Raw genomic sequence first — 24,750 nt, 5'->3', positions numbered from 1 at the left:
TGTATGAGGAGCGCCCATGACGCGCTTCGTATTCATCACCGGCGGTGTGGTATCTTCTCTCGGCAAGGGCATCGCTTCTGCGGCTCTTGCTGCTCTCCTCCAGGCACGCGGTTACAAGGTCCGCATGCGTAAGCTGGACCCTTACCTGAACGTGGATCCGGGCACGATGAGCCCGTATCAGCATGGTGAGGTGTTCATTACTGACGACGGGGCCGAAACCGACCTCGACCTTGGTCATTATGAGCGCTTTACGGGCGTCCATGCCCGCCGTGCAGACAACACCACAACAGGTCGCATCTATTCCGATGTCATCGCCCGCGAACGTCGCGGCGACTATCTGGGCGGAACCGTTCAGGTCATTCCCCACATCACGGACGCCATCAAGGATGTCGTGGTGGCTGGGACGGAAGAGTATGATTTCGTTCTGGTGGAAATTGGCGGAACGGTTGGCGACATTGAGAGCCTCCCGTTCCTTGAAGCCATTCGTCAGCTTCGCAATGATCTGGGGCATAACCAGACCATGTGCGTTCACCTGACGCTCCTGCCCTACATCCCCTCAGCCGGTGAGTTGAAGACGAAACCGACGCAGCATTCCGTCAAGGAACTGCAGAATGTCGGCATTCAGCCGCAGGTTCTGCTGTGCCGTTCGGATCGTCCGATTCCGGAAAATGAACGCCGCAAGATCGCGAACTTCTGTAACGTCCGTTCGGAAGCGGTGATCGCAGCGCTGGACGTAGATACGATCTACGCGTGCCCGATTTCGTACCATAACGAAGGCATGGATCGCGAAGTTCTGCGTTACTTCGGTCTTCCATTCGAAGGCTCGCCGGACCTGACGCGCTGGGAAAAGATCGTCCACGCGATTCGTGAGCCTGAGGGCGAGGTCAAGGTTGCTGTCGTTGGCAAGTACACGGCGCTTCTGGATAGCTACAAGTCGCTGGCGGAAGCCCTGCTGCATGGCGGGATCGCGAACAATGTGCGCGTCAAACTCGACTGGATCGAATCGGAAGAATTCGAGAAGTCAGGTGATATCGCCGAGCGCCTGAAGGATGCAGATGCCATTCTGGTTCCGGGTGGCTTCGGTGAGCGTGGCGCAGAGGGTAAAATTCAGGCCGTCCGCTATGCGCGTGAAAACGGCATTCCGTTCCTTGGTATTTGCTTCGGCATGCAGATGGCCGTGATTGAATGCGCCCGTTCGCTTGCTGGCCTCACCAAAGCGTCTTCCACCGAATTCGGCCCCACGACTGAGCCGCTGGTTGGTCTCATGACGGAGTGGGCAAACGGCAATGAGCTGATGCGCCGCCGTGAAGGCGGTGATCTTGGCGGAACGATGCGTCTCGGTGCATTCCCGGCTAAGCTGGCTGTAGGATCACGCGCCGCTGAGATCTATGGCACGACCGATATTCGGGAGCGTCACCGTCATCGCTGGGAAGTGAACCTTCACTACAAGGATCGCCTGGAAAAGACGGGTCTGCGTTTCTCTGGAATGTCTCCGGACGGCGTTCTTCCGGAAGTGGTGGAATACCCGGATCATCCCTGGTTCATCGGCGTGCAATATCATCCGGAACTGCTGTCCAAGCCGTTTGATCCCCATCCGCTTTTCGCCGGATTTATCGGGGCAGCTCGCAAGCGGGCTGAAAGCAAGTGAGCTTCCAGATTGGAAAGCTCGAGATTGGTCAGGACCGGCCCTTCACGCTGATTGCAGGGCCGTGCCAGATTGAATCCCGAGATCATGCCGTGGAGATGGCAGATGCTCTCTCCACGTTATGTCGAGAGCTGGATATCGGGCTGATCTACAAGAGCAGTTATGACAAGGCGAACCGTAGTTCCGTGAATGCGGCCCGCGGTGTAGGCATGGAGATGGGGCTGGATATTCTGGCTTCTATCCGTGAACGCTTTGACGTTCCTGTTCTGACGGATGTTCACGCTGCCGAGCAATGTGCTGTCGCTGCGGAAGCGGTGGACGTGCTCCAGATCCCTGCTTTCCTGTGTCGACAAACTGATCTGCTGCTTGCCGCCGGTGAAACGGGCCGTGCCATCAATGTCAAAAAGGGTCAGTTTCTGGCGCCTTGGGATATGGCAAATGTCGCGGCTAAGCTGGCTTCCACCGGTAACAAGCGAATCATGCTCTGTGATCGTGGTACGAGCTTTGGTTACAACACGCTCGTCAGTGATATGCGTGGTCTGCCAATTATGGCTCAGACGGGCTATCCGGTTGTTTTCGATGCCACTCACTCTGTGCAGCAACCGGGTGGCTTAGGGGCCTCCACGGGCGGCCAGAGGGAGTTTGTTGAACCCCTCGCCCGTGCTGCCTTGTCTATCGGTGTTGCGGCAGTTTTCATCGAGACACACCAGGACCCGGATCATGCTCCGAGTGATGGTCCAACAATGGTGCCGCTTTCAGAAATGCGGGCCTTGTTGACTCGCCTTAAAGCGTTTGACGCTCTGGCCAAATCCTACAGCGTATAATTCTGTAAAGGTGCAAGGGCTGCCATAAGGAGACTTATGACGGCCCCCACCGTCAGAACGCCCCTTAGGGGCATGTACCCCGGTGGCAGCGCGCCATTCTTCCAGGCCATTCGTTCTACAGCAAACGTTGCCAGGAAACCGATAACCTCAAGCAGGTATCCGGCGCGCAGCCCTCCAAGCAGTCCGACGCAGAGGGAAAGCCATGCCCAGAGTGCAGGGCAGACTCCCAGAAGGAGTCTCTGGCGGTCGCGATCTGCTGTTCCCTGAACTGTGATGATATCTGGCCGTTCCATGGCGAGGCCCCAGTGGACTGCACCGAGAAAAGACAGGATGCATGCCCCATAGGCCAGAAGAATAACGGTTAGATGCGGAAGTGGGGAGAAAAGTCCGGCGAGGAAAATCCACCCTCCAAGGGTCAGGAAAGGTATAAGTCCTGCCAAACCGAGGATCAGGGCGAGGAAAGGAAGACGCATGTCGTCGATTGACCTTGTGTTCTGATTTTGAGACGAGACGTGTGGTCCGTCCCGAACGGTTATGAGCCACCCCCGGTTCACGCATATCCAGGAGAGCTTCCATTGAGCGCCATTGTTGATATCACCGCCCGCGAGATCCTGGACAGCCGTGGTAACCCAACCGTTGAGGTTGAGGTTGAGCTGTCGTCTGGTGCCCGCGGTCGCGCCGCAGTTCCTTCCGGTGCTTCCACTGGTGCCCACGAAGCCGTTGAGCTGCGTGACGGGGACAAGTCCCGTTACAACGGCAAAGGTGTTCTGAAGGCCTGTGGTTTTGTCGAAGACGAAATCCTTGAAGTGTTGCAGGGTGCCGAATCCGAAGATCAGATCGCAATCGACAACGCGATGATCGAGCTGGATGGCACACCGAACAAGTCCCGCATTGGTGCGAATGCAATTCTCGGCGTTTCTCTCGCGGTTGCCAAGGCGACGGCAGAAGAGCTGGAACTGCCGCTCTATCGCTATGTCGGTGGCGTTTTCGCGCACACGCTTCCGGTTCCCATGATGAACATCGTGAATGGTGGCGAACACGCGGATAACCCGATCGACATTCAGGAGTTCATGATCCAGCCAGTTGGTGCGCCGACGTTGGCTGATGCCGTGCGCATGGGGTCTGAAATCTTCGCTGCTCTCAAGAAGGGTCTGTCTGCTGCTGGTCACAACACCAATGTTGGTGATGAGGGCGGGTTTGCTCCGGGGCTGAAGTCTGCTGATGAAGCTCTGAGCTTCATTACGAAGTCTGTTGAGGCTGCCGGGTATCGTCCGGGCGATGACGTGACGTTTGCCCTCGATTGTGCAGCGACCGAGTTCTACAGCAACGGCCGTTACAACCTGAAGGGTGAAGGTAAGGAGTTCGACTCTTCAGGCATGATCTCCTACCTCGAAGATCTCGCCAAGAAGTATCCGATTGTCTCCATTGAAGATGGTCTGGCTGAGGATGACTGGGAAGGCTGGGCTGAGCTGACGTCCCGTCTGGGTGATCGTCTCCAGCTCGTTGGTGATGATCTGTTCGTGACCAATCCTGAGCGTCTTCGTCGCGGCATCAAGGCCAAGACAGCGAACTCCCTGCTCGTGAAGGTCAATCAGATTGGCACACTGACGGAGACGCTGGAAGCAGTCGAAACAGCGCACAAGGCTGGCTACACCTGCGTTATGAGCCATCGTTCTGGTGAGACTGAAGACGCCGTCATTGCAGATCTTGCTGTTGCTACGAACTGTGGTCAGATCAAGACGGGTTCCCTCTCCCGCTCTGACCGTACGGCTAAGTACAACCAGCTGATCCGTATTGAGCAGCAGCTCGGAAGCGCAGCCCGTTATGCAGGTCGCAGCATTCTGAAGTCCGTCTGATCAACGAACGCCGGCCTCTATTCAGGAGGCCGGTTTTATATGCGCGCTAAAATAATCTACTGTCTTGAACAACAGTGATTGTTTCGCAGCCTCTCTCTGAGCTAGATTGTTGGGAAGTTTTCAAGCCAAGGGAGCCTGTTACCCCGCGTGAGACCCGTCAGACTTATCAAACGTGCCATCCGCGCGGTTGCTCCCCCTGTGCTTTTTCTGTCCCTGACCGCTTATTTCGCGTGGAACGCCCTTCATGGCGCTCATGGTATCCGCGCCTATCAGGATCAGCTTGTGCTTCAGCAGCAGGCTATCCAGGCGCAGCAGGATGCCAGGGATGAACAGGCGGTGTGGCACCGTCGAGTGCTGGCTCTGAAAGAGAAAGCTCTTGATGCTGACATTCTGGATGAACGTTCCCGTGCCATGCTCAATCTGACGCGTAACGGTGATATCGTTATTCCCTACGGTCCGCACGACAAACTATTTTAAGAGCCGTTCTCGGCTCTTTTTTTATGTTCGGAAAAGTCTATTCGTCAGAAATTGAGCTAATAAAAAAGGCGACCCGAAGGTCGCCTTTTTTAACGTCGTATGATCCGCGAGATCTTACTTGATCTTGGCTTCGCGGAAGGTCACGTGCTTGCGGGCAACCGGGTCATACTTACGGACTTCCATCTTGCCCGTAGCAGAACGTGCGTTCTTCTTCGTGACGTAGAAGTAGCCGGTGTCAGCCGACGAGACGAGACGGATCTGAATAACGTTGCTTTTTCCCATGATACCCTCGGGCTTGCGCCGTCCTGATGCCGCTCGCAAGTGCCAAAGCAGCAGGTTGATCTAGTTCGGCGCAACATGCTGATTTGTATGTCCTAGGTCAAGGCTTTCTGAAGAAAATCCAGGGATAAGGTGCATTTTTCCACAAAAACCGGGGTTTTTAGCCAGATAAAAGCTTTGTTGATGCCTGGTAGATGTTCTTGCAGGTGGACGAACGGGAACCTATAAGGAACAAAAGAGCGTCGCATAAGTTTATGCAGTGTCTCAATCTTCAGATTTTGCCTCCACCGAGGCGCATGGGAGCGCCTGTATGCTGACGCGTAAGCAGCACCAGCTTTTGCTATACATTGACGAACATCTTCGGCGGACGGGCTATTCTCCTTCCTTCGATGAAATGAAGGACGCCCTCGAACTTCGTTCCAAATCAGGAATTCATCGCCTCATTTCCGCCCTTGAAGAGCGCGGCTTTCTGCGACGGCATCACCATCGTGCAAGAGCGCTTGAAGTTCTGCGTTTGCCGCATATGGGGCTTGAGGCCCCGGTTGTAGATGCCGTGGCTAATCCGGTGCCTTTCGTCCCCACAGTTGTTGAGGGTGGTCGTCAGGATCTTCCCGGGACATTTTCTGAGGCGCCTCGCTCTCCCGTTGAAAACACAAGCGTTCAGCTTCCACTTTATGGACGCATTGCTGCCGGCCTCCCTATTGAGGCCCTGCAGGATGATAGCGCACAGATTCAGGTGCCATCGTCCCTGCTCGGCACTGGAGAGCATTATGCCCTCACAGTTGCGGGTGATTCCATGATTGAAGCTGGCATTTTGGACGGTGATGTTGCCATCATCCGTCGCGGCGAAGTGGCGGATAGTGGTCAGATCGTGGTCGCGCTGATTGATGATCAGGAAGTGACGCTCAAGAAGCTGCGCCGTCGTGGTTCTACGATTGCTCTGGAAGCCGCTAATCGGGAATACGAGACACGTATTCTGCCGGCTGCGCGTGTGCGCATCCAGGGGCGGCTAGTCGCCCTTTTCAGGCAGTACTAAGAAAACTGCCTTGCTGGTTTAATTCTCCTGCAAGGCAGATGACTTCTGATGATTATTTATTAGGAACTGACGGCACGCCGCGTACAACGCGGACTTTACCATCCGGAGCAATAAGCGTGCTCGTTCCATCCCCATTCGGGATGATGATGGTTTTGTCAGGGTTTTTGTTCAGGAAACGACCAGCATTATCTGGAACGCTAGTGGGAAGCGTCGGGAAGAAGTGACTGCGATCTTCTGACACACCACGCATCGCATCGATTTTTTCACCGACGGACATGGTGTCGCCCGGCTTCATCTGAGGGCCAGAGACGCCGAGAGCACCGGTGCCGGCAATACCACCACCCATGAAATTCTTGTCGAGCGTTGCACCGCCAAAATACGTAGCCGGATCGCCAAGAGACTTATTAAAGACGCTGTCAGGGTTCACAACATCTTTGAGAGTTGGCAGAGGCTGAGGTGAGCCGGGCCACATGTTCCCGCCTTCTGGCAGGATTGGTGCAGCTGCTACGAATTCACCGCGTGCCCTGCGAAGATTTTCACTATCGCCATGGGGAGCATTAGGATTGCTTCCCGACCACAGCGCGGTGTCATTGAAAAACTTGCCCATGCCCGCACAGCCGCTCAGGGCCAGAGGTAATGCCAGTAGAGCGGCCTTACGCATTGTGTACTCCCATAAGGTCGATCCCTGAACTTTACCTGTCATCGATTAAAAGCGCCAGATGACGAGCTGATAACTGCAATAATAATCACAGATAGTCCAGATCAGGAGACGATCTTTGAGGACTTGCGCGGCTCAGAGGCCATCATTCTGGAAAGTCCGGCGGTGAGATAGCCCCACCCACTTAGAACTGTTGGAATAACTGAAACCCAGAGAAGAATACCGCCGATTAGTGTGGCCGGCAGGAATGAAAGATGAAGCGTAGCCGCAGCTTTGTCTCCGCCAATCAGGAAACCGATCGCAACCATCTGAATTCCGGTCTTCCATTTTGCAAGGCGGGTGGATGGAAGGGTTGCGCGTTGGGAGGCCATGTATTCACGCAAGCCACTGACCAGAATCTCGCGTAGCATGATGATGATGGCTGCGTAGAGCGAATACACTGGAAGTGTGGTCAGGCCAGCGAGTGCGAGCAACAACGCACCGACAAGAAGCTTGTCGGCAATCGGATCCATCATCCGACCCAGTTCGGATAGCATTTGCCATTTCCGTGCCAGAGCACCATCCAGATAATCCGTAATGCAGGCAGCCGTGTACACAACGCAGGCTGCGACGTTACCGAGTGCGGAATGCAGCGCCAGCAGGGCAACCAGAACAGGAATGGCTGCAATACGGAGCAGAGTCAGGACGTTTGGCAGATCAGTCAGCATCACGAAGCAGTCTAGAACAGTTTATCCGTCTCCGGTATGCGCCAATCCGCTCTGAATGTGTGTATTTTTTATGCCAAGCCAGCGTTCAGGGCGTGACCTCACGGAATTGTCAGCTCTGTGTCCGAAGCCATTCGGGATGAAAGTGCCCGTAGATGGCTCTGGCGGTTCCAGAGCTGATTCCGGGTGCAGTTTCAAGCTCTTCGAGACTGGCCTGTCGCACGGTCTTGGCTGACCCAAAGTGATTCAGAAGTGCCTTCTTGCGGGCCCCCCCGATTCCCGGAACATCATCCAGTTCAGATTTCCGAAGTCCTTTGGAGCGCCCTGCCCTGTGTGTCGTAATGGCGAAACGGTGGGCTTCGTCTCTCAAGCGTTGAAGATAATAGAGAACCGGATCACGAGGTGGGAGCTGGAACGGTGGCTGTGTTTCAGTGAAAAACCATTCGCGTCCAGCATCACGATCCGGGCCCTTGGCGATTGCCACAATGGGAATTCCCGTAACGCCAAGGTCTGCCAATACGTTGCGCACTGCGTTGAACTGACCCAGGCCGCCATCAATTAGCAGCAGATCTGGCCAGTCTTCAGGTCGTTCTCCATCTTCCCTGTTTTTTCCGAAGCGGCGTTCCATGACTTCCCGCATCATGCCGAAATCATCACCGGGAGTGACTGGGCCCTTGATGGCGTATTTTCTATAGGAGCGCTTTTCAAAACCTTCCGGCCCACCCACAACCATGACGCCATAAGGTGCCTGACCCATGATGTGTGAATTATCGTAGGTTTCGATCCGCTGGGGTGTTTCAGTGAGGCTGAAAACCTTCGCGACGCCCTCCAGGAGTTTGCGCTGTCCGGTATTCTCCGCCAGCTTTCGCTCCAGTGCTTCACGCGCGTTTAGGGTGGCGTGATCTACGACACTTTTCTTTTCGCCGCGTTGAGGACAGACAACCTCGACTTTCTGCTCCCTCTTGATGCTGAGGGCCTCTTCGACGAGCTTCTGTTCTGAGATCTCCTGATTCACCAGGATAACAGGCGGTGGAGGCTTGTTGTCATAGAACTGAATGAGGAAGGCGGAGAGCACGTCAGCCGGGGTCTCTTCCTCCGCATGCACGGGATAGAAGGCACGGTTGCCGTTATTGCGGCTTCCACGGATGAAAAAGACCTGAATGCAGGTTTGCCCTGCGGCCTGCCAGATTGCCACGATGTCGGCGTCGTGAATGGAGGCCGGATTGATGATTCCTGAATTCTGGATGCTGGAAAATCCACGAATACGATCCCGAATGGCTGCAGCCCGCTCATATTCCATGGCTTCAGAGGCGCGTTCCATTTCAACAGCAAGTTCCTGCTGCAGCTCGGTATTTTTACCCGAGAGGAATTGCCGAGCCTGTACGACCAGCTCGCTATAATTTTCTTTGGAAATGCGATCCACACATGGGGCAGCGCAGCGTTTGATCTGAAACAGTAGGCAGGGCCTTGTCCGGCTCTTAAGAACAGCGTCAGAGCAGGATCGCAGTAGAAAAGTTCGCTGCACAAGGTTCAGAGTCTGATTTACCGCCCATGCGGAAGCAAAAGGTCCCCAGTAGGTAGCGCCTTTCACGGGTTTTCCACGCTGTTTGGTGATCTGGGGAAATTCGTGATTTTCAGTGAGCATCAGCCACGGATAGCTTTTGTCATCCCGCAGCAGGATGTTGAAGCGTGGCTTCATACGCTTGATGTAGTTTGCTTCCAGCAGAAGCGCGTCAGCTTCCGTCCGGGTAATGACAATCTCCATCGAGACCGTCAGAGACACCATACGGCGCAGACGCTCTGGCAACTGGGTCGTGCGCGTATAGGAAGAGACACGTTTCTTGAGGCTTAACGCCTTGCCCACATACAGAACCTCCCCTTTCTCGCCGAGCATGCGATACACGCCAGGGCTGTAGGGAATGGTTTTCAAAGCGTCCCGAATAGCCTCGACGCCCTGCTTTTTCACAACGGGAACAGGAGCTTCTTCAGGTGTCATTGAGGTTTCTGTCTCTGTGGGCGTAGGGTCAGTCATGCCAGTTCTTCAGTCATCCACTGATCCTGTGGACAAGTCTGTGGGTTGCTCCATGACAGAATCATGAAGGCCAAGGTTTCCCGGCCTTGCCATCAGATTGCCTAATTTTTAATCAGTAAACGTAAGATATTGATAATAATGGAAAATATTTTCCGTTCCGTCAGGGTGCGGAAAAATTTCTAGTTTGAGGTTCGTGTCGAACGGGACATGACAGCTTTCCGAAACATCGTGGATGAGTGCACTCCACATTAAGTCTGAATGGTCCCGTTCTGTTCCCGTTAGGGCGCACTTTTTTGCTGAACAGAGCTGTCTTTTCAGGCTGAAATTGATGCTTGCTCAGCCTTTTCCATCAGACGCAGCATATTACCACCCCAGATAGCAGTCAGCTCTTCAGGGCTAAACCCGGTCTTGAGGAGCGCCTGTGTCACAGCCGGTGTTTCAGTTGCATCCTGCCAGCCTGGTATACCACCGCCGCCGTCGAAATCTGATGACACACCAACATGGCGAACGCCCACCCGCTCGGCGACATAGGCAACATGGCGCGCCAGATCTTCTACGGTGCCCCCACCGCCTTTACGTAAAAAAGATCCCATGGCGGTAATCTGGATCAGTCCGTCAGTTTCTTTCAGGCGATCGAGCTGCTCGTCGTCGAGGTTGCGAGGATGATCGCAGAGACTTCTAACGCAGGAGTGGCTAGCGAATACCGGCGTGGTGGAAAGTTCTGACGCCTGCATCATGGTGGATTTTGCCGTGTGTGACACATCCACCAGCACACCGTGGCGATTCATCTCGCGAATGGTCTCGCGGCCCAGTTCAGACAGTCCCCCATGAAGTTCAGGACTATCATTCAGGTCTTTTCTCGGAATGGCCGCGTCTGCGAGAGCGTTATGCCCGTTGTGGGTCAGGGTCAGGTATCGGACGCCATACTCTGCAGCCAGTTGACCGATCCGGGACGGTACACCACCAAGCGCATGGCCATTTTCAATGGCGGGAACAATAGCGAGCGCTCCTGACTGGAATGCTGAACGGACATCCTTGGCGGTTCGACAGACATTTGCGCTCAGTCCGTCCTGATGTCCGCCGAGGGCGTTGATGACCTTGAGCATCGCCTGAACACGGTGCCAGGCCTCTTCATGGCCCGCTTCATCGCGTGGTCCCTGCGGAATATATGCGGCAAGGCAGACAGAGCGAAGTTTGCCCTGATCGCATTTTCTTACATCGACTTTTCGGTCCGTGTTCAGAGACCAGGCATCCGCCTGATCGGGCCATGGAATGTCGATATGGGTATCGAAAGTCAGAAGCGTGTCGTGCAGTTCAGTCATGATCCGTCCTAGATCGGGTGTGAGCGGGTCTGACGCAAGAGGTGCTTGTCAAAGCGCTCAATTCAGACGATCCAATGGTGATGCGTCTGATTACATGGAACATCAACTCCCTCCGGCTTCGTCTGCCGCTGCTGAAGAAGCTCGTTGAGGAGGAAAATCCGGACATCGTCTGCCTTCAGGAGACGAAAGTGCCCGATCCGCTCTTCCCGGCCGAAGCTCTTGTGGAGCTTGGCTTTCCGCATCAGCTCTATCGAGGAATGAAGGGATATAACGGGGTTGCAATCCTGTCCCGCCTGCCCCTCAACTCAGTTGCGAATACGCCTGACTGGTGCAGCCGGAGCGATTGTCGGCACATCGCGGCATCGATTCAGACACCTGGCGGGCCAGTGATGCTGCATGATTTCTATGTCCCTGCGGGGGGCGATATCCCGGATCCGGAAGAAAACGAAAAATTTGCCCACAAACTCGCGTTTGTAGAAGAAGCCGCGAAATGGTTCACGGATAGTCCACCAGTGCGCAGCATTGTGGTTGGAGATCTCAACATCGCTCCGTTGGAGCATGATGTCTGGAGCCATCGTCAGCTTCTCAAAATCGTTAGCCATACGCCGCCAGAGACCGAGCGACTTAATACTTGGATGGCGACAGGGTTTGAGGACGCCATGAGACGGATTACGCCTGAGCCCACCAAATTGTACACATGGTGGTCCTACAGGAACAAGGACTGGAAGAAGTCAGATCGTGGAAGGCGCCTAGATCATGTCTGGCTTACGCCAGATCTGATGCCAGGCCTTCGGAATATTCGTGTTCTGCGGGATGTTCGCGATTGGGACAGCCCTTCAGATCACGTGCCGGTCGTGCTGGATTTCGATCCAGCCTGACCGGCAGAGCCTGAGTATCAGGCTGTCAGTGATTCGGCCGTAGCAACAGTGCGGCCTTCCGGGTCAAGACGATACCCGCCCCCTTCTGTGATCAGCAGGGACGTCTTGGTGGGGTCTGGCTCGATTTTCTGGCGAAGACGATAGATATGCGTCTCAAGCGTATGGGTCGTAACTGCAGCGTTGTAACCCCAGACTTCGTTCAGAAGCACCTGACGGGCGACGGGGCGCTGACCGGCCCGGTAAAGATACTTGAGAATCGCGGCTTCTTTTTCAGTCAGGCGAATGCGGCGATTGCGGGCCGTCTCAACCAAAAGTTTGGCTGATGGACGAAACGCGTAAGGGCCGATTTCAAAAACGGCATCTTCGCTGTTTTCAAAGATCCGGAGCTGTGCCCGAAGCCGCGCCAGCAGTTCCCCGATACGGAATGGCTTTGCGACATAGTCGTTCGCGCCTGCATCAAGCCCGCGGACAACGTCGCTTTCATCGTCTGAACCGGTCAGAATAATGATCGGCATCCGAACGCCTTCGCGACGGAGTTCCGCGCAGAAGTCGCGGCCGTCTCCGTCAGGAAGGGTGATGTCCAGCAGCATGGCGTCGTAACGAGCACCAGGCTTCTTGAGGAGCTCACTTGCTGTTGCCACGGAGACTGCTTCCACAGCCTCAAGTTCGCCACCGTGCTGGAGTTGCTCTGTCAGCAGGCTTCGTAGCGTATCGTCATCATCTACCACGAGGATGGGCCGGGGACCTGCCATAATACCTGTCTCGTTTTATCTAGGCGGAAAACGTCACATCCGCATGTGTTCGCGTTAATAGGCCACGCATCCAATTCTGCCTATCCTGCACCGCAGGACCAGCAGCACACTTGCCATCTGAGATATGACAAATACTTATCCGAAAGGGAACAGCAACATGACTAAAGCTATTTTGAGAATCACTGAGGGCCGCGCTTTTCTTCACTTTCGTAATGTAATCATTCCGGCTTTGATCGGGGCTGGTGGTATTCGCCTTGACAAGCGTGAAGGTGATCACGCGACCCCTGTAGGTGAATTACCCCTCCGCCGTATCCTGTATCGCGCAGATCGTGTGGAAAAGCCTGTTTCCGGCGCGGGTTTACCTATCGAGCCAATTGCTGCTTCGGATGGTTGGTGCGATGACGGATCGCACCCGGATTATAACCGTCCGGTGACACTTCCTCACCCTGCTTCATGTGAGAAAATGTTCCGGGATGACCATGTCTATGATCTCTGCATTGTGATGGGGTGGAATGACGTCACCATCGAGTCGGGACGTGGATCTGCAATTTTCCTGCATCTGCCTCCCGCCAGCGGTGTGACGGAAGGCTGTATTGCATTGCAGGAAAAGGACCTGCGTTATGTGCTGGAACAGGGGCTGACAGCGATTGTGGTGGAGGCGCCTTAAGCTGCCTCTTCCTCTGTGTGCGGAGTGTCAGTCGGCGGTACCATCGAGATCATCAGGTCCCCAGGCATCGGGGTGATGACAGTCGGATCTTCTGCCGAACGAATGAGAATGGCAGAGCGTCTGCTGACTAGGATATCGAGGCGGTTGTCGTCCGTTCCAAACCCTGCCGCATTGGCCTCATTGGCTGCACGGGATACGAAGCGCCAGCCTTGCTCGAACAGGGTATCGAACAGGGTGTAATTCCAGGCAGGTTCTCCCAGAACCTTTCCTCGGGAGTCACGGGAAAGCCCATGATAAAAATCCAGTCGGGCGACACCCGGGCTGATCTGGAATACCCGTTCCCGCCCCATGGCTGGCGCGAGATGTCCGCAGATCATCCCGTTATAGATGCCGTCTCCGGTCGTTGCGATCAGGTAGTCTGCCGGTCGTTCTTCCAGTGCTTCCTGCCCGTGCTGGGACAGTAGCTCAGTTCTTAGAACTGGAATGTCGAGTTGTGCGGCTGCCATAAGCGCACTGGATCGGTTGTCCACTAGAAGAACGGGTATGTTTTCCCGATGGAGGCAGGCTGCCAAGTCGATGGACCATTTGCTCGCCCCCAGAATGGCAATGGCCGGATCGTTAGAGAGCGTAAGCTTGAGGGCACGCGCAATTGGACGAAGTGAAAAGCCATGAAGGATCATGGTGACAGCGATGACGGCAAAGACCGCCGGCATAATGAGGTCAGCTGACTGATAGCCCGTTTCTTTCAGGCGAATACCAGCGGCGCCAGCAACGGCTGCCGCAACAATGCCTCGGGGGGCAATCCAACCGACGAAGAGGCGCTCTTTCCAAGGCATACTGGTGCCCAGGGTGGAAAAGAAAATTCCAACCGGACGGACGACGAATAGTACGACAAGCGTCAGCATCAGAATGGGAATGGAAAGATGCTTGAGAACGTCGCGATGAAGATCTGCCGTCAGCAGGATGAACAGGACCGACACGACGAGGACCACCATCGATTCCTTGATGCGCCTTAGTTCTGCGACGCCTGGAATGTGGAGGTTGGTCAGTGCCATGCCAAAAATAGTGACCGCGACCAGGCCAGCGCCCTCCATTTCCAGATTGCAGGCCGTGAAAATCAGCAGTGCCATTGAGATAAGCACCGGAGTTTTGAGAATTTCCGGCATCATGTCGCGAGTGAAGAGATAACGGATCAGATAGGCTGGAAGAATGCCTGCCGAAATCGACTCAGTTGCTGCAGCGAGCAGATCAGGAAGTGTGTGGGTAAAAAAGACGCCGGTATGCAGGTCAACGTGCAGAAGCATGAGTTGCAGCACAACGGCAGCGAGAATCGCTCCCAGCGGGTCATTGACGATGGCTTCCCATCGCAGGAACGCTGCGACCCGGGGTTGAAGCTTGGCGCTTCGTAGAAGCGGGAGCACCACGGTCGGGCCTGTCACAACAATGATGGCGCCAAACAGCATCGAGGTGCCCCATTCAAGGTGGGCAACGTAATGGGCCGCCAGCGATCCCAGAACCCAGTTGATGGGCAAGGCCAGCATCGTCAGGCGTGCGACACCTTCCCCGGCCTCACGGAGCTGCCGGATGTCCAGAGCCATGCCGCCTTCAAAAACGACAATAGCGACCAGAAGGGAGACCAGTGGTCTGAAGACCCAGCCCATCGTCTCTGAGGGGTGCACAATGCCCAGCCCAGGGCCGAACAGAAGCCCAATGGTGAACAGGAGCACGATGGCGGGAAGGCGAAACCGCCAGGCAACCCACTGGGCCAGCATTCCGGCCCCGAAGGTCGAGGCGATGCCGATGAAAATATCATACTGCATGTGTAAGAGCGCGTCGGTCCCGTGCTGATTTTGGAAACCGTATCATAACCCGGATAATGTGTTGGGCCTAACTGCGTGATTTTGAGAGTGTTATCCGATGGTTGAAACGATCCTGACCATTCGTCCGGCACAGTCCTTGGACCGAGAGGGTATCTGGCGCTTGCTAGCACCTGTTCTCAAAGCTGGGGAAACGTACGCTCTGCCGCGAACGTGGGGCCGCCGGCAGGTCTTGGCATACTGGATGGCCGTCGAGCATCGCGTGTATGTTGCCGAGACAAAGACAGGCCAGATTGTGGGCACATTCTATGTGCAGGACAATCAGAAAGGCGGTGGTCAGCATGTCGCTAATGCTGGTTTTGTTGCAGCGCCGGGATATGGTGCGGGAACGCAAATGGGAACATATGCTCTGAAAGAGGCTCAGGCACTCGGATACAGGGCGATGCAGTTCAACTTTGTCGTTAGCACCAATCTGCGAGCCATTGCGCTTTGGAAGCATCTTGGTTTCAGGGTGGTTGGAACGCTACCCGGTGCGTTCAACCACCCTGAGCAAGGGTATGTGGATGCGCTTGTTATGTGGAAGGAGCTTCTTCCTGTGACGTCTCAACCTTCTGTTCAACCCGCTGCATGACGCAGGCAAAGAAGCCATCCGTTCCATCACGAAGGGGCGTCAGGGAAAACTGAGCCTTTTCGCGGAGTTCGGCTGGTAGAAGATCGGGTAGGTCTTCCGTAGCTACACGAACAAAATCTGTCCGACGCTTTAGGAATGCATCAATCTGCTGCCCGTTTTCAGCGGCCAAAAGAGAGCACGTCGCATAGATCATCCGGCCGCCGGGTTTGACCAAAGATGCTGCACGATCAAGGATTTCTGACTGTTTGATAACAAGTTCCTGAATGTCTTCAGGTGTCAGTCGCAGTCGTGCATCCGGGTTGCGGCGCCATGTGCCTGTGCCAGAACAGGGTGCATCAACCAGAACGCGATCGAAGCTTGCCGCCCGACGCTTGGCCCATTTGTCGCCTGTAGTGAGCAGGTGTCGCTCAACATTATGCACCCCTGCCCGACGCAGACGTTTGACAGCCCCTTCAAGGCGCTTTTCATGAACGTCACAGGCAACAATATGACCCTTGTTTTCCATGGTCATGGCAAGGGCAAGAGTCTTGCCGCCAGCGCCGGCGCAGTAATCTAGAACGCGGTGTTCCGGTTTGGCGCCAGCGGCTGCGACAACGAGCTGGGAACCTTCGTCCTGAATTTCTACCAGCCCGTCTTTGAAAGCCTGTGCTGCCGTAACTGGCTGACGGCCATCGAGACGCAATCCCCATGGCGAGAGCTTTGTTGGGACGGCGTTCAGTCCCTCGCTCTTCAGCGCACGCAGACCGTCCTCGCGAGTGCCCTTCAGGAGGTTCACGCGGAGATCCAAAGTCGGGGTTCCGAGCATGGCTTCCATTTCGTCAGCCATTCGGGATCCGAACGTTTCGCGCAGGGCTGGCTCAATCCAGTCCGGATATTCGAGGCGGACTGCTACAGGTTGCTTCTGGGTAGAAAGTTCTTTTCCTTCCAGATGCTTAAGGTTCACATCTTCACGCGGCGTCAGAGGCTTTTGAGCATAGCGCTCGCCACTGAATAACATGCGAACCTGATCCATCGTCGTGCCGGTTAGTAGCATGGATGCAGCACATAGCAGGCGTGGAGAAATTTCGCCTTGGCTGCCTTCCAGGTGCCAGTGCAGCCGCCGCCAGCCACGCAGCACATCCCAGGCAAGCGTGGAAATGGCGCGCCGGTCTCCGCCGCCTATATAACGGCGTTCACGGAAAAAAGCGTTAGCGGTAGCGTCTGCGGGACGGCGGGGCGCATTCTGGATCGCACAAAGCAGATCAATGGCGCCGGAAAGGCGAGCTGCGGGGGTCATATCGCCCCCGTAGCCGGTTTGGCCTCTCAAAGCGAGAGGCCAATGCACAGGAAATGTCAGTCCCGGCGATAGTTCGGGGCTTCGCGCGTGATTGTCACGTCATGAACATGACTTTCACGAAGGCCCGCATTCGTAATGCGACGGAACATGGTGCGGACCTGAAGATCAGCAACTGTGGCCGATCCGGTGTAGCCCATGCCTGCTTTCAGGCCGCCAACGAGCTGATGCACGACCGGAGCCATGCTGCCCTTATAAGGAACCTGTCCTTCGATCCCTTCCGGCACGAGCTTCAGCGTGTCACGGACTTCTGCCTGGAAATAACGATCCGCTGAACCTCGGGCCATTGCGCCAAGAGACCCCATGCCACGATACGACTTATAGGAGCGCCCCTGATACAGGAACGTCTCACCCGGGCTCTCATCCGTACCGGCCAGCAGCGAGCCAACCATCACGACGTCAGCACCGGCACCAATGGCTTTGACGATGTCGCCGGATGTCCGGATGCCGCCATCCGCGATGGCCGGAACATCAAGCTCATGACAGGCTGCTGCCGTTTCCATAACGGCGGAGAACTGCGGAACACCGACGCCTGCAACAACGCGGGTTGTGCAGATGGACCCCGGGCCAATACCAACCTTGATGCAATCTGCGCCTGCTTCAATAAGTGCGCGCGCTGCCTGTGGGGTCGCGACGTTGCCTGCAATGACCTGAAGGCCTGGGTGACGCTCCTTCAGTGTCCGAACAGTGCTCAGAACGCCGTGGGAGTGACCGTGAGCGGTATCAACGACAATAACGTCCACACCGGCTTCCACGAGGGCGGTAGCACGGTTCAGACCGTCCTCTCCAACGCCGACAGCCGCGGCACAGCGAAGCCGTCCCTGCGCGTCCTTGATGGCGAGCGGATGCGTCGTCGCCTTGTCCATGTCCTTGACGGTGATGAGGCCGATGCAGCGGCCGCCCTCATCAACGACCAGTAGCTTTTCGATGCGGTGACGATGCAGCAGAGCGCGAGCTTCTTCAGGGGCAGCGCCATTGAGAACCGTGACAAGATTGTCCTTCGTCATCAGATCACGGACGCGGGTGTTCAGGTCCGTGGTGAAACGGACGTCACGGTTGGTCAGGATGCCAACCAGGATACCGGTTCCCTCTTCCACAACTGGAAGGCCAGAGACACCGTGGCGCGCCATGATGGCGTTGACTTCAGCCAGTGTCTGGTCCGGCCCAACCGTGACCGGATTAACGACCATGCCAGATTCGAAGCGCTTTACGCGGCGAACCTGTTCGGCCTGCTCTTCAATGGAAAGGTTCTTGTGAATGACGCCCATGCCGCCTTGCTGGGCCATGGCAATTGCCATGCCATCTTCCGTGACTGTGTCCATGGCCGAAGACATCAAAGGGATGTTCAGCTCAATGGTGCGCGTCAGGCGTGTGCGGGTGGATGTCTGGGCCGGAAGCACGGACGATTCAGCCGGTTCGACGAGAACATCGTCGAACGCCAGTGCTTCACGTATGCGTGCGTTAAAATCAGTTGTGCAGGAAGAGGATGTCATGCCCGCTGGCCCCCGTTGGTCATGCGTCGTGGGACGCTTGAAGTCTGAACCGGGGGCCAAGAGGCCCAGCCGGCCGTTGGCGGGTCCTCATAGACTAATTTCCCCCTGGAGGGGAAGTCTCTTTTTTGCGGTAGATTTTAAGGAATTTGTTGGCTGGGAGACCTGGATTCGAACCAGGGCTGACCGGGTCAGAGCCGGTAGTTCTACCGCTAAACTATCTCCCAAGCGGTGAGTGGGTGTTTACCCATCACGGCTGAGTGACGCAAGGGGGTCTTTCCACTTTTTTTGAAAAAACTGATATTTTTCTTGCGGTAAGACGTTTTCCCGTCTCATGCTGCATATTCAAGGTCCCAGCACGGGCAAAATCGGGAGCCTAAACAAGATGATGAGGCAAGGAACGGAGCAGAGGCTTTCAGGTCAGGCGCAAATTCGCGCGTCTGGTGCCCGTCAGGCCGGTCCGTTCTTTGGGGCCATTGATCTTGGAACGAATAACTGTCGGCTGATGATTGCCGCAGGCACACCGAATGGTTTTCGGGTCGTGGACAGTTTCAACAGGTCTGTCCGGTTAGGGGAAGGTCTGCGTGTCAGCGGCCGACTTGCTGAAGAGTCTATGACACGCGCGCTTGATGCCCTGCGCATTTGCGTCGAGCGCATGCGGCAGTGGCCCCTCTCCCACGTTCGCGCTGTAGCCACCGAAGCGTGCCGTCGCGCCGTGAATGGTCGCGAGTTCCTAGAGCGTGTGCAGACCGAAATTGGTCTGACCATTGATATTATCACGGCGCGTGAGGAAGCAGAGCTCGCCCTGGAGAGCTGCTCTCCCCTCTTCCGGATGCCCTCACGGCCACCTTCTCAGTCTGAACGTGGCGTTCTGTTTGATATTGGCGGTGGCTCCACTGAAGTTGCATGGGTGCGTGTTGATCAGGAGCGTAAGTCTCAGACACTGATTGGCACAACCAGTATGCCTGTGGGTGTCATCACGCTTCAGGAGATGTTCGGTGAAGGCCATGGCTCTTCCTATGAAGAGATGGTTTCTCATGTGCAGAGCCACCTTGTAGGTTTTGAGAATGTTCACCGCATCCGCCGTGAAGTCGCACAGGGAAATGCGTGCCTGCTGGGTACGTCTGGTACTGTCACGACCCTTGCCGGTGTCGCTCTGGCCCTGCCCCGTTATAATCGCGCGGCGATTGATGGCCTGACTTTGCCGGGGCAAATCATGCGAAGTGCCATCGATACGCTTCGTAGCCTTTCGCGCGATCATTTGGCGATGCACCCCTGTGTCGGACAGGATCGCGTAAAGTATGTTCTTCCGGGCTGCGCAATTTTCGAGGCAATTCATCGGACTTGGCCTATAGAAGAGGTCACGATTGCCGATCGGGGGTTGCGTGATGGCATGCTGCTGCGTATGGCCCGCGATCATGGTCAGCGTTTCACTAGAGAACGCCGCAGGACCCATCGACATGTAACGCCCCGTTCGAGGGGCCCTCTCGGGAATTACGCCACGATATGAAGCCGCCCAGATCCCGCTCCGGTTCTTCCAAAAAGGATACGGGACCCAAGCGCATCCCTGGAAAAGCTCTCAAGAGTGCTGCCGCACCAGGTGCAGCTGACGCTACTCAGGACGCCTCTACTTCACAGACGGCCCGTAATAAGGTCGTCACCCTCAGAACAGCTCGTGGGCGAACCACGGCACAGCAGCGCTGGTTGAACCGGCAGCTCAACGATCCCTATGTCGCGGCAGCCCGCAAACAGGGCTGGCGTTCACGTGCAGCCTTTAAGCTTATCGAAATCGACGACCGGTTTCACATCATCAAGCCGGGTGCACGCGTCATCGATCTGGGAGCGGCCCCAGGCGGCTGGTCTCAGGTTGCAGTCAAACGTGGTGCTGGCAACATTGCAGGTGTGGACCTCCTGCCTGTCGATCCTGTCAGCGGTGCTGAGATCATTGAAGGGGATTTCACAGATCCAGAAATGCCTGATCGCCTGAAAGAAATTCTCGGCGGTCCAGCAGATCTTGTCATGTCTGATATGGCTCCCAACACAACGGGCCATGCCGCAACAGACCATATGCGGATTATGGGACTGGCAGAGGGTGCGCTGGATTTTGCAGTTCAGGTACTGGCTGAAGGCGGAAGCTTCGTGGCCAAGGTCTTTCAGGGTGGTTCTGAAAAACAGATGCTTGAGTCCATGAAGAAAGCCTTCTCTTCGGTCAAGCATGTCAAGCCACCTGCTTCCCGCAAGGAATCAAGCGAACTTTACGTCATTGCCACGGGTTTCCGCCCCGAGCGACTAAGCGACGAAGGCTGATCGTTGAACTGACGAGCGCTTTTTTAAAGGCGCTCGTCAGTTCCGGTGCTTGACCGGATCACGTTCCACCTACAGAACGGACAGGATGATCCAGAGCCTTACTGTCATCCTGCTTTACCTCGTGTCGTTGCCGCTTTTTGCGCTCACTCTGGCGCGGCAACCTCATAAAGATCTTCCGCCCTGGGCTATCTGCCTCTCGTTAGTTGCAACCGAGACATCCACATTGACGATCGTCAGTGTTCCTGGCGTTGCATACCTGCACGGATATGTTTTTCTGGGGCTGGCAGTCGGGTATCTGCTCGGACGCGTGGCTGTTGCCTGGTGGTTTCTGCCTCTGCATGAGCGGGGCGCGACATCCATCTATCGGTATGTCGGTCAGCGGTTCGGAACGCGTCTTCAGAAGCTGGTGTCTGGCACCTTCCTGCTAACCCGCCTTCTTGCCGAAGGTGTGCGTTTGTACGCCGGCATGATTCCGGTTTCCCTTTTATGTACGAATATCGGCTATCCCATTCCGGATATTGCCCTGCTTGTGGGGATTGTCATTCTCACGCTGGCTTACACGCTGGCGGGCGGTCTGAAAGCTGTCGTCTGGTCCGACACGCTTCAATTGCTTCTCTATCTCGGCGGCAGTGTCGCGTGTGGGGTCGTGCTGTTTAGCCGCGCAGGGACTGATATTTTTCATGCAGCTCCCATGTTTACCGCGGGATTGCCAGCCTTCACGAATCCTTTTTCCATAGCCGGAGCTGTTGTCGGCGGCGCAATTCTTTCCCTTGCCTCACACGGTACAGACCAACTCATGCTTCAGCGTTGCCTCGCCGCAAAGACGCTCAAAGGCGCGCGGGCAGCGATGATTGGAAGTGTGTTTGTCGTGGCGTTGCTGTTCGCCCTACTTTCGTTTGTCGGGGTGGGGTTAAGAGCGCTTTGGCCTGATTATCATGGTGCTCCAGATGCACTCTTCCCGCAGTTTGTTCTGACATTGCCCCCTATTCTGCGCGGGCTGCTCGTAGCTGGCATTCTTGCTGCGACAATGGGATCTCTTTCCAGCGCCATGAATTCGATGGCAGCCGCGACAAAAAGCGATTTTTTCCCAAAGAAGACGCTGTCCCTGCGGACGGCGACGTGTTTCTGGGCCGTTCTGCTTGTTGTGACGGCGCTGTCTTTCTCTCACCCGACTGGCTCTGCCGTCGTATTCGGGCTTTCAATCGCGTCTTACAGCTATGGTGCAACACTTGGAGTGTTTTTGCTGGCTATGGTCGGACATTCACGAGATGAGGCAAATGGGATTGCCGGTTTTCTGACGGCCGTTGTTGTTTTGGCCGGTCTGGCGATGGTCAGGATTGGAGGCCATCCCATCGCCTTCCCTTGGCTGGTGCCCGCAGGCGTTCTAGCGACTTTTGCGGGAGCTAGGGTTTTCTCACAGCTGCGGCGGATGGGCTTCCAGAAATAAGGCCATTGCTTTCCGAGCCATGGCAGCATCTTTGCCCAGCTCGATGAGCGCAGGAATCTGCGATGGCTGCCTGACGAGAGAGGACAACAGTCCGCCAAGATGGATGGCGCCATCCTTGAGGCCATCCCGTGCAGCTGGCGGCAGGCTGCGGGCTGAATCATCGCAGACGACACGAAGGACTGCGAAAGGCTTGCCGGTTCTGGCTATTGCGCCGCTTTCCATATCGACGGCGATACAGCCTGTGGTTTCGTAGAGACGGGATTTTTCTTCCGCCGTTTCGATGAGGCTGTCGCTATGAAGAATGCGCCCTTGACGAGCATGGTCTGCCCCGAACTGCCTGCTCAGACCCGCATTGGCCTCGTAACTTGTATCGGTCATGACAACACAATCTGCCACGATAATCGTGCCCGGTTTTACGCTGGTTGATAGTCCGCCAGCGCATCCGAAGGATAGCAGACGTGTTGCCCCAGCGCGCAGAAGCCTCTCGGCTCCTGCCAGAGCACCTGATGCTGTAGCATTGCTCAAAGCAATCGGTGCGTCCGGCAGGAAGCGGCGAATGATGCGCGCTTCCTGCTTCATTCCGACTAGAACACCCAGCATCAGAAACCGTATTCCACGCGACCGGTGTTGCTGGTTCCCAGATTGCGGTAACGCGAAAGAGCCTGAAGCGGGAAGAACTGCTTATAGCCGTGATAGCGGAGGTAAAATACCTTCGGGAAGCCAACAGCGTTATAGGCGTCTTCCTGCCATTCGCCGTTATCATCCTGCTTTGATGTCAGGAAGTTGATGCCACGCTTGACGGCTTCACTGTTACGGCGCCCCACAGCCATCAGCGCGAGAACAGCCCAGGCGGTTTGTGACGGCAGGCTCTCCTTGTACGTGCCTGGAGGCGCGCCTTCATAGGTTGCGCAATCTTCGCCCCATCCGCCATCTGCACGCTGAACGTCTTCCAGCCATGTGACGGCGCGCTTCACCATCGGGTCATCATAGGAGATGCCCGCAATGTTCAGGGCGCAGAGAACAGACCAGGTGCCGTAGATATAGTTCGTGCCCCAGCGACCGAACCAGCAGCCTTCTTTTTCCTGCTCTTTGCGCAGGTAATCCAGTGCCTTGTCGATGACTGGCCGGTCTTCCGGATGGCCAAGCTGGCACAGGAAAGAAATGCACCGTGCGGACACATCGGCAGTTGGTGGGTCCAGAAGCGCGCCATGATCCGAGAACGGAATATGGTTCAGCATTTCGAGATCATTATCGATGTCGAACGCGCCCCACCCACCATTGGTGCTTTGCATTCCAATGATCCATTCCCGTGCGCGTTCAATGGCTTCACGGTTCTCTTCAGGATCAACACGATGCAGCAGCATGCCGACAACAGCCGTATCATCCACATCCGGGTAGTAATCGTTTTCGTACTGGAAAGCCCAACCACCCGGACGTAGATTGGGTGTGTTGACTGCCCAGTCTCCTTTGACATCCAGGATCTGGCGGTCCCGCAGCCATTCAGCACTTTTCTTGAGCTTCGCGATGGTTTCGTCCCGTTTGGTGGGATGAGCACCGGATGCCGCTTCCATCATGGCAAGCCCTGACAGTCCTGTATCCCACACAGGGGAGACGCAGGGCTGACAGTAAATTTCGTCTTCTTTTTGAACGAGAAGGTCCTGAATGGACTCCCATGCCGTGACCACGCGCGGATCGCTGTCGGGCACGCCAAGCGCGCGATACATCATGACCACGTTGGCCATGGCAGGGTAGATCGCTCCAAGGCCGCCACGACTCAGGCGTGGTTCGATAAAGCTGATGGCAGCCTTGATGGCCTTCTCATGGATGCGGTTAGGAATGAGCGGCAGGACAGGCCGAAGCGCAGAGTCCAGATGTTTGAAAGCCCGTCCCCAGATTGAGCGGTATGGACCCCGGATCCAGTCCTTGACCAGCTCAGGTGGTTTGACGAACAGTTCCTGAATATGAATGCCACGTGGATTGATGGCAGTAGGCTTCATAGCCCCCACTGCCAGCATTGGCGCCAGCACACATCGTGACCAGTACGACATGTTCCAGACTGAGAAGAACGCCTTCCGCGGGAGCAGCATGAGCTCGACCGGCATGACAGGCGTGGCATCCCAGGGCACTTCACCATACAGGGCAAGCTGGATGCGTGTGAACACATTGGACCGGGCAGCCCCACCGTGGTCCAGGATGGCTTCGCGGGCGCGACGCATATGTGGTGCGTCTATACTGTCCCCGATGGCCTTGAGCGCGAAGTAAGCTTTTACACTTGCGGACAAGTCAAAGCCGCCACCAAAATAAAGCGGCCAGCCCCCATGTTCGCCCTGAATGCGGCGCAGATAAACGCCGATCTTGTCCTGCTTTTCCTGATCAATACGATCAAGATAATGCTCTAGCAGAACGTATTCGGCAGGAATGGTCGCGTCTGCCTCAAGTTCAAAAACCCAGTGTCCGTCGTTTTTCTGGCGATTGCCCAGAGCGGCATGGGCCCCCTCAATGGCACGGTTGACGTTTTCGGCGTCGACAGGCTTGTGGGAAAGGGTCTCGCTCACACGGTCCTCCTTTTCATCAGGATAGATCAGCATTGTTCAG

Annotated in this window: 23 protein-coding genes and 1 tRNA gene; 11 read left to right on the top strand and 13 right to left on the bottom strand. The window is 55.9% G+C overall.

What is annotated here, in order from left to right; genetic code table 11:
• The first annotated feature begins 16 nt into the window (after nucleotides 1–16).
• Together KP707_RS06895 and kdsA are read left to right on the top strand one after the other, a co-directional pair.
• Complete coding sequence (locus KP707_RS06895) at nucleotides 17–1,648, top strand: CTP synthase (RefSeq protein ID WP_211502585.1); 1,632 nt, start codon at nucleotides 17–19, stop codon at nucleotides 1,646–1,648.
• Nucleotides 1,645–2,469 (top strand): 3-deoxy-8-phosphooctulonate synthase, encoded by an 825-nt coding sequence (gene kdsA / locus KP707_RS06890; protein WP_211499035.1) that lies wholly within the window; start codon nucleotides 1,645–1,647, stop codon nucleotides 2,467–2,469. The genes KP707_RS06895 and kdsA overlap by 4 nt, the downstream gene beginning before the upstream one ends.
• On the opposite strand, the gene KP707_RS06885 is transcribed toward kdsA, so the two are convergent.
• Nucleotides 2,457–2,942 carry a DUF3429 domain-containing protein gene (locus KP707_RS06885; RefSeq protein WP_046901665.1) on the bottom strand — a complete coding sequence of 162 codons (486 nt, stop codon included), beginning with the start codon at nucleotides 2,940–2,942 and terminating at the stop codon, nucleotides 2,457–2,459. The genes kdsA and KP707_RS06885 overlap by 13 nt on opposite strands.
• Nucleotides 2,943–3,044: 102 nt before the next feature.
• Between KP707_RS06885 and eno the strand changes: the two genes are divergently transcribed.
• Complete coding sequence (eno, locus tag KP707_RS06880) at nucleotides 3,045–4,325, top strand: phosphopyruvate hydratase (RefSeq protein WP_099212650.1); 1,281 nt, start codon at nucleotides 3,045–3,047, stop codon at nucleotides 4,323–4,325.
• Nucleotides 4,326–4,472: 147 nt separating this feature from the next.
• Nucleotides 4,473–4,802: a septum formation initiator family protein gene (locus tag KP707_RS06875; RefSeq protein WP_211506777.1), complete on the top strand. Its 330-nt coding sequence runs from the start codon at nucleotides 4,473–4,475 to the stop codon at nucleotides 4,800–4,802.
• 114 nt (nucleotides 4,803–4,916) lie between these two features.
• Here the strand turns inward: KP707_RS06875 and rpmG are convergent, their stop codons facing one another.
• On the bottom strand, nucleotides 4,917–5,084 hold the full coding sequence (rpmG, locus tag KP707_RS06870) for a 50S ribosomal protein L33 (protein ID WP_046901668.1): 168 nt from the start codon (nucleotides 5,082–5,084) through the stop codon (nucleotides 4,917–4,919).
• 307 nt (nucleotides 5,085–5,391) lie between these two features.
• On the opposite strand from rpmG, the gene lexA reads away from it, so the two are divergent.
• Complete coding sequence (lexA, locus tag KP707_RS06865; protein WP_211502583.1) at nucleotides 5,392–6,117, top strand: transcriptional repressor LexA; 726 nt, start codon at nucleotides 5,392–5,394, stop codon at nucleotides 6,115–6,117.
• Nucleotides 6,118–6,169: 52 nt separating this feature from the next.
• On the opposite strand, the gene KP707_RS06860 is transcribed toward lexA, so the two are convergent.
• From KP707_RS06860 to KP707_RS06845, 4 genes are all read right to left on the bottom strand, one after another.
• Nucleotides 6,170–6,778, bottom strand: coding sequence for a hypothetical protein (locus KP707_RS06860; RefSeq protein ID WP_211502582.1), 609 nt, complete (start codon nucleotides 6,776–6,778; stop codon nucleotides 6,170–6,172).
• Between the two features lie 101 nt (nucleotides 6,779–6,879).
• On the bottom strand, nucleotides 6,880–7,482 hold the full coding sequence (gene pgsA, locus KP707_RS06855; protein ID WP_086633199.1) for a CDP-diacylglycerol--glycerol-3-phosphate 3-phosphatidyltransferase: 603 nt from the start codon (nucleotides 7,480–7,482) through the stop codon (nucleotides 6,880–6,882).
• 109 nt (nucleotides 7,483–7,591) lie between these two features.
• Complete coding sequence (uvrC, locus tag KP707_RS06850) at nucleotides 7,592–9,511, bottom strand: excinuclease ABC subunit UvrC (RefSeq protein WP_373687785.1); 1,920 nt, start codon at nucleotides 9,509–9,511, stop codon at nucleotides 7,592–7,594.
• A 314-nt stretch (nucleotides 9,512–9,825) separates the two neighbouring features.
• Nucleotides 9,826–10,833 carry a dipeptidase gene (locus tag KP707_RS06845; RefSeq protein WP_211502581.1) on the bottom strand — a complete coding sequence of 336 codons (1,008 nt, stop codon included), beginning with the start codon at nucleotides 10,831–10,833 and terminating at the stop codon, nucleotides 9,826–9,828.
• Between the two features lie 80 nt (nucleotides 10,834–10,913).
• Between KP707_RS06845 and KP707_RS06840 the strand changes: the two genes are divergently transcribed.
• A complete protein-coding gene (locus KP707_RS06840; RefSeq protein ID WP_211502829.1) occupies nucleotides 10,914–11,711 on the top strand; it encodes an exodeoxyribonuclease III in 798 nt (265 codons plus the stop codon).
• A gap of 17 nt (nucleotides 11,712–11,728) precedes the next feature.
• Here KP707_RS06840 and KP707_RS06835 read toward each other — a convergent pair whose 3' ends face one another.
• The gene (locus KP707_RS06835) at nucleotides 11,729–12,463 is read right to left on the bottom strand and encodes a response regulator transcription factor (RefSeq protein WP_211502580.1); all 735 of its coding nucleotides are present in this window, start codon (nucleotides 12,461–12,463) and stop codon (nucleotides 11,729–11,731) included.
• A gap of 157 nt (nucleotides 12,464–12,620) precedes the next feature.
• Between KP707_RS06835 and KP707_RS06830 the strand changes: the two genes are divergently transcribed.
• The gene (locus KP707_RS06830) at nucleotides 12,621–13,130 is read left to right on the top strand and encodes a L,D-transpeptidase (protein ID WP_211502579.1); all 510 of its coding nucleotides are present in this window, start codon (nucleotides 12,621–12,623) and stop codon (nucleotides 13,128–13,130) included.
• Here the strand turns inward: KP707_RS06830 and KP707_RS06825 are convergent.
• Complete coding sequence (locus KP707_RS06825) at nucleotides 13,127–14,950, bottom strand: sodium:proton antiporter (RefSeq protein WP_086633204.1); 1,824 nt, start codon at nucleotides 14,948–14,950, stop codon at nucleotides 13,127–13,129. The two genes, KP707_RS06830 and KP707_RS06825, sit on opposite strands and share 4 nt — an antisense overlap.
• A 97-nt stretch (nucleotides 14,951–15,047) precedes the next feature.
• Here KP707_RS06825 and KP707_RS06820 point away from each other — a divergent pair, with 97 nt between their 5' ends.
• Complete coding sequence (locus KP707_RS06820) at nucleotides 15,048–15,578, top strand: GNAT family N-acetyltransferase (protein WP_211502578.1); 531 nt, start codon at nucleotides 15,048–15,050, stop codon at nucleotides 15,576–15,578.
• Here the strand turns inward: KP707_RS06820 and KP707_RS06815 are convergent.
• From KP707_RS06815 to KP707_RS06805, 3 genes are all read right to left on the bottom strand, one after another.
• A complete protein-coding gene (locus KP707_RS06815) occupies nucleotides 15,520–16,854 on the bottom strand; it encodes an RsmB/NOP family class I SAM-dependent RNA methyltransferase (RefSeq protein WP_086633206.1) in 1,335 nt (444 codons plus the stop codon). The genes KP707_RS06820 and KP707_RS06815 overlap by 59 nt on opposite strands.
• A gap of 56 nt (nucleotides 16,855–16,910) precedes the next feature.
• Complete coding sequence (gene guaB / locus KP707_RS06810) at nucleotides 16,911–18,404, bottom strand: IMP dehydrogenase (protein WP_211502576.1); 1,494 nt, start codon at nucleotides 18,402–18,404, stop codon at nucleotides 16,911–16,913.
• A 150-nt stretch (nucleotides 18,405–18,554) separates the two neighbouring features.
• Nucleotides 18,555–18,628, bottom strand: a tRNA-Gln gene (locus KP707_RS06805).
• Nucleotides 18,629–18,786: 158 nt separating this feature from the next.
• On the opposite strand from KP707_RS06805, the gene KP707_RS06800 reads away from it, so the two are divergent.
• From KP707_RS06800 to KP707_RS06790, 3 genes are all read left to right on the top strand, one after another.
• Nucleotides 18,787–19,911, top strand: coding sequence for a Ppx/GppA phosphatase family protein (locus KP707_RS06800; RefSeq protein ID WP_086633238.1), 1,125 nt, complete (start codon nucleotides 18,787–18,789; stop codon nucleotides 19,909–19,911).
• Nucleotides 19,908–20,708 (top strand): RlmE family RNA methyltransferase, encoded by an 801-nt coding sequence (locus KP707_RS06795; RefSeq protein WP_046901679.1) that lies wholly within the window; start codon nucleotides 19,908–19,910, stop codon nucleotides 20,706–20,708. The genes KP707_RS06800 and KP707_RS06795 overlap by 4 nt, the downstream gene beginning before the upstream one ends.
• An 85-nt stretch (nucleotides 20,709–20,793) precedes the next feature.
• Nucleotides 20,794–22,155 carry a sodium:solute symporter gene (locus KP707_RS06790; RefSeq protein ID WP_211502575.1) on the top strand — a complete coding sequence of 454 codons (1,362 nt, stop codon included), beginning with the start codon at nucleotides 20,794–20,796 and terminating at the stop codon, nucleotides 22,153–22,155.
• Here the strand turns inward: KP707_RS06790 and KP707_RS06785 are convergent.
• Together KP707_RS06785 and shc are read right to left on the bottom strand one after the other, a co-directional pair.
• Nucleotides 22,123–22,755, bottom strand: a complete 633-nt coding sequence (locus KP707_RS06785) for a hypothetical protein (RefSeq protein WP_215751647.1) — start codon at nucleotides 22,753–22,755, stop codon at nucleotides 22,123–22,125. The genes KP707_RS06790 and KP707_RS06785 overlap by 33 nt on opposite strands.
• Nucleotides 22,755–24,743, bottom strand: a complete 1,989-nt coding sequence (shc, locus tag KP707_RS06780) for a squalene--hopene cyclase (protein WP_211502573.1) — start codon at nucleotides 24,741–24,743, stop codon at nucleotides 22,755–22,757. The genes KP707_RS06785 and shc overlap by 1 nt, the downstream gene beginning before the upstream one ends.
• Nucleotides 24,744–24,750: the final 7 nt, after the last annotated feature.

The organism is Gluconobacter sp. P5E10 (assembly GCF_018812145.1).
GTDB classification, from domain to species: Bacteria; Pseudomonadota; Alphaproteobacteria; order Acetobacterales; family Acetobacteraceae; genus Gluconobacter; species Gluconobacter cerinus.
The sequence above is the reverse complement of the archived record's forward strand: the minus strand, read 5'-3'. Positions and strand labels throughout refer to the sequence as shown.

Coding starts and splice junctions, on each gene's coding strand:
- KP707_RS06860 (WP_211502582.1), bottom strand. CDS start 6,778: ATGCGTAAGGCCGCTCTACTGGCATTACCTCTGGCCCTGAGCGGCTGT.
- KP707_RS06790 (WP_211502575.1), top strand. CDS start 20,794: ATGATCCAGAGCCTTACTGTCATCCTGCTTTACCTCGTGTCGTTGCCG.
- KP707_RS06845 (WP_211502581.1), bottom strand. CDS start 10,833: ATGACTGAACTGCACGACACGCTTCTGACTTTCGATACCCATATCGAC.
- shc (WP_211502573.1), bottom strand. CDS start 24,743: ATGCTGATCTATCCTGATGAAAAGGAGGACCGTGTGAGCGAGACCCTT.
- KP707_RS06825 (WP_086633204.1), bottom strand. CDS start 14,950: ATGCAGTATGATATTTTCATCGGCATCGCCTCGACCTTCGGGGCCGGA.
- rpmG (WP_046901668.1), bottom strand. CDS start 5,084: ATGGGAAAAAGCAACGTTATTCAGATCCGTCTCGTCTCGTCGGCTGAC.
- guaB (WP_211502576.1), bottom strand. CDS start 18,404: ATGACATCCTCTTCCTGCACAACTGATTTTAACGCACGCATACGTGAA.
- KP707_RS06820 (WP_211502578.1), top strand. CDS start 15,048: ATGGTTGAAACGATCCTGACCATTCGTCCGGCACAGTCCTTGGACCGA.
- KP707_RS06835 (WP_211502580.1), bottom strand. CDS start 12,463: ATGGCAGGTCCCCGGCCCATCCTCGTGGTAGATGATGACGATACGCTA.
- uvrC (WP_373687785.1), bottom strand. CDS start 9,511: ATGACTGACCCTACGCCCACAGAGACAGAAACCTCAATGACACCTGAA.
- KP707_RS06830 (WP_211502579.1), top strand. CDS start 12,621: ATGACTAAAGCTATTTTGAGAATCACTGAGGGCCGCGCTTTTCTTCAC.
- KP707_RS06815 (WP_086633206.1), bottom strand. CDS start 16,854: ATGACCCCCGCAGCTCGCCTTTCCGGCGCCATTGATCTGCTTTGTGCG.
- KP707_RS06800 (WP_086633238.1), top strand. CDS start 18,787: ATGATGAGGCAAGGAACGGAGCAGAGGCTTTCAGGTCAGGCGCAAATT.
- lexA (WP_211502583.1), top strand. CDS start 5,392: ATGCTGACGCGTAAGCAGCACCAGCTTTTGCTATACATTGACGAACAT.
- KP707_RS06785 (WP_215751647.1), bottom strand. CDS start 22,755: ATGCTGGGTGTTCTAGTCGGAATGAAGCAGGAAGCGCGCATCATTCGC.
- pgsA (WP_086633199.1), bottom strand. CDS start 7,482: ATGCTGACTGATCTGCCAAACGTCCTGACTCTGCTCCGTATTGCAGCC.
- KP707_RS06840 (WP_211502829.1), top strand. CDS start 10,914: ATGCGTCTGATTACATGGAACATCAACTCCCTCCGGCTTCGTCTGCCG.
- KP707_RS06885 (WP_046901665.1), bottom strand. CDS start 2,942: ATGCGTCTTCCTTTCCTCGCCCTGATCCTCGGTTTGGCAGGACTTATA.
- KP707_RS06895 (WP_211502585.1), top strand. CDS start 17: ATGACGCGCTTCGTATTCATCACCGGCGGTGTGGTATCTTCTCTCGGC.
- KP707_RS06795 (WP_046901679.1), top strand. CDS start 19,908: ATGAAGCCGCCCAGATCCCGCTCCGGTTCTTCCAAAAAGGATACGGGA.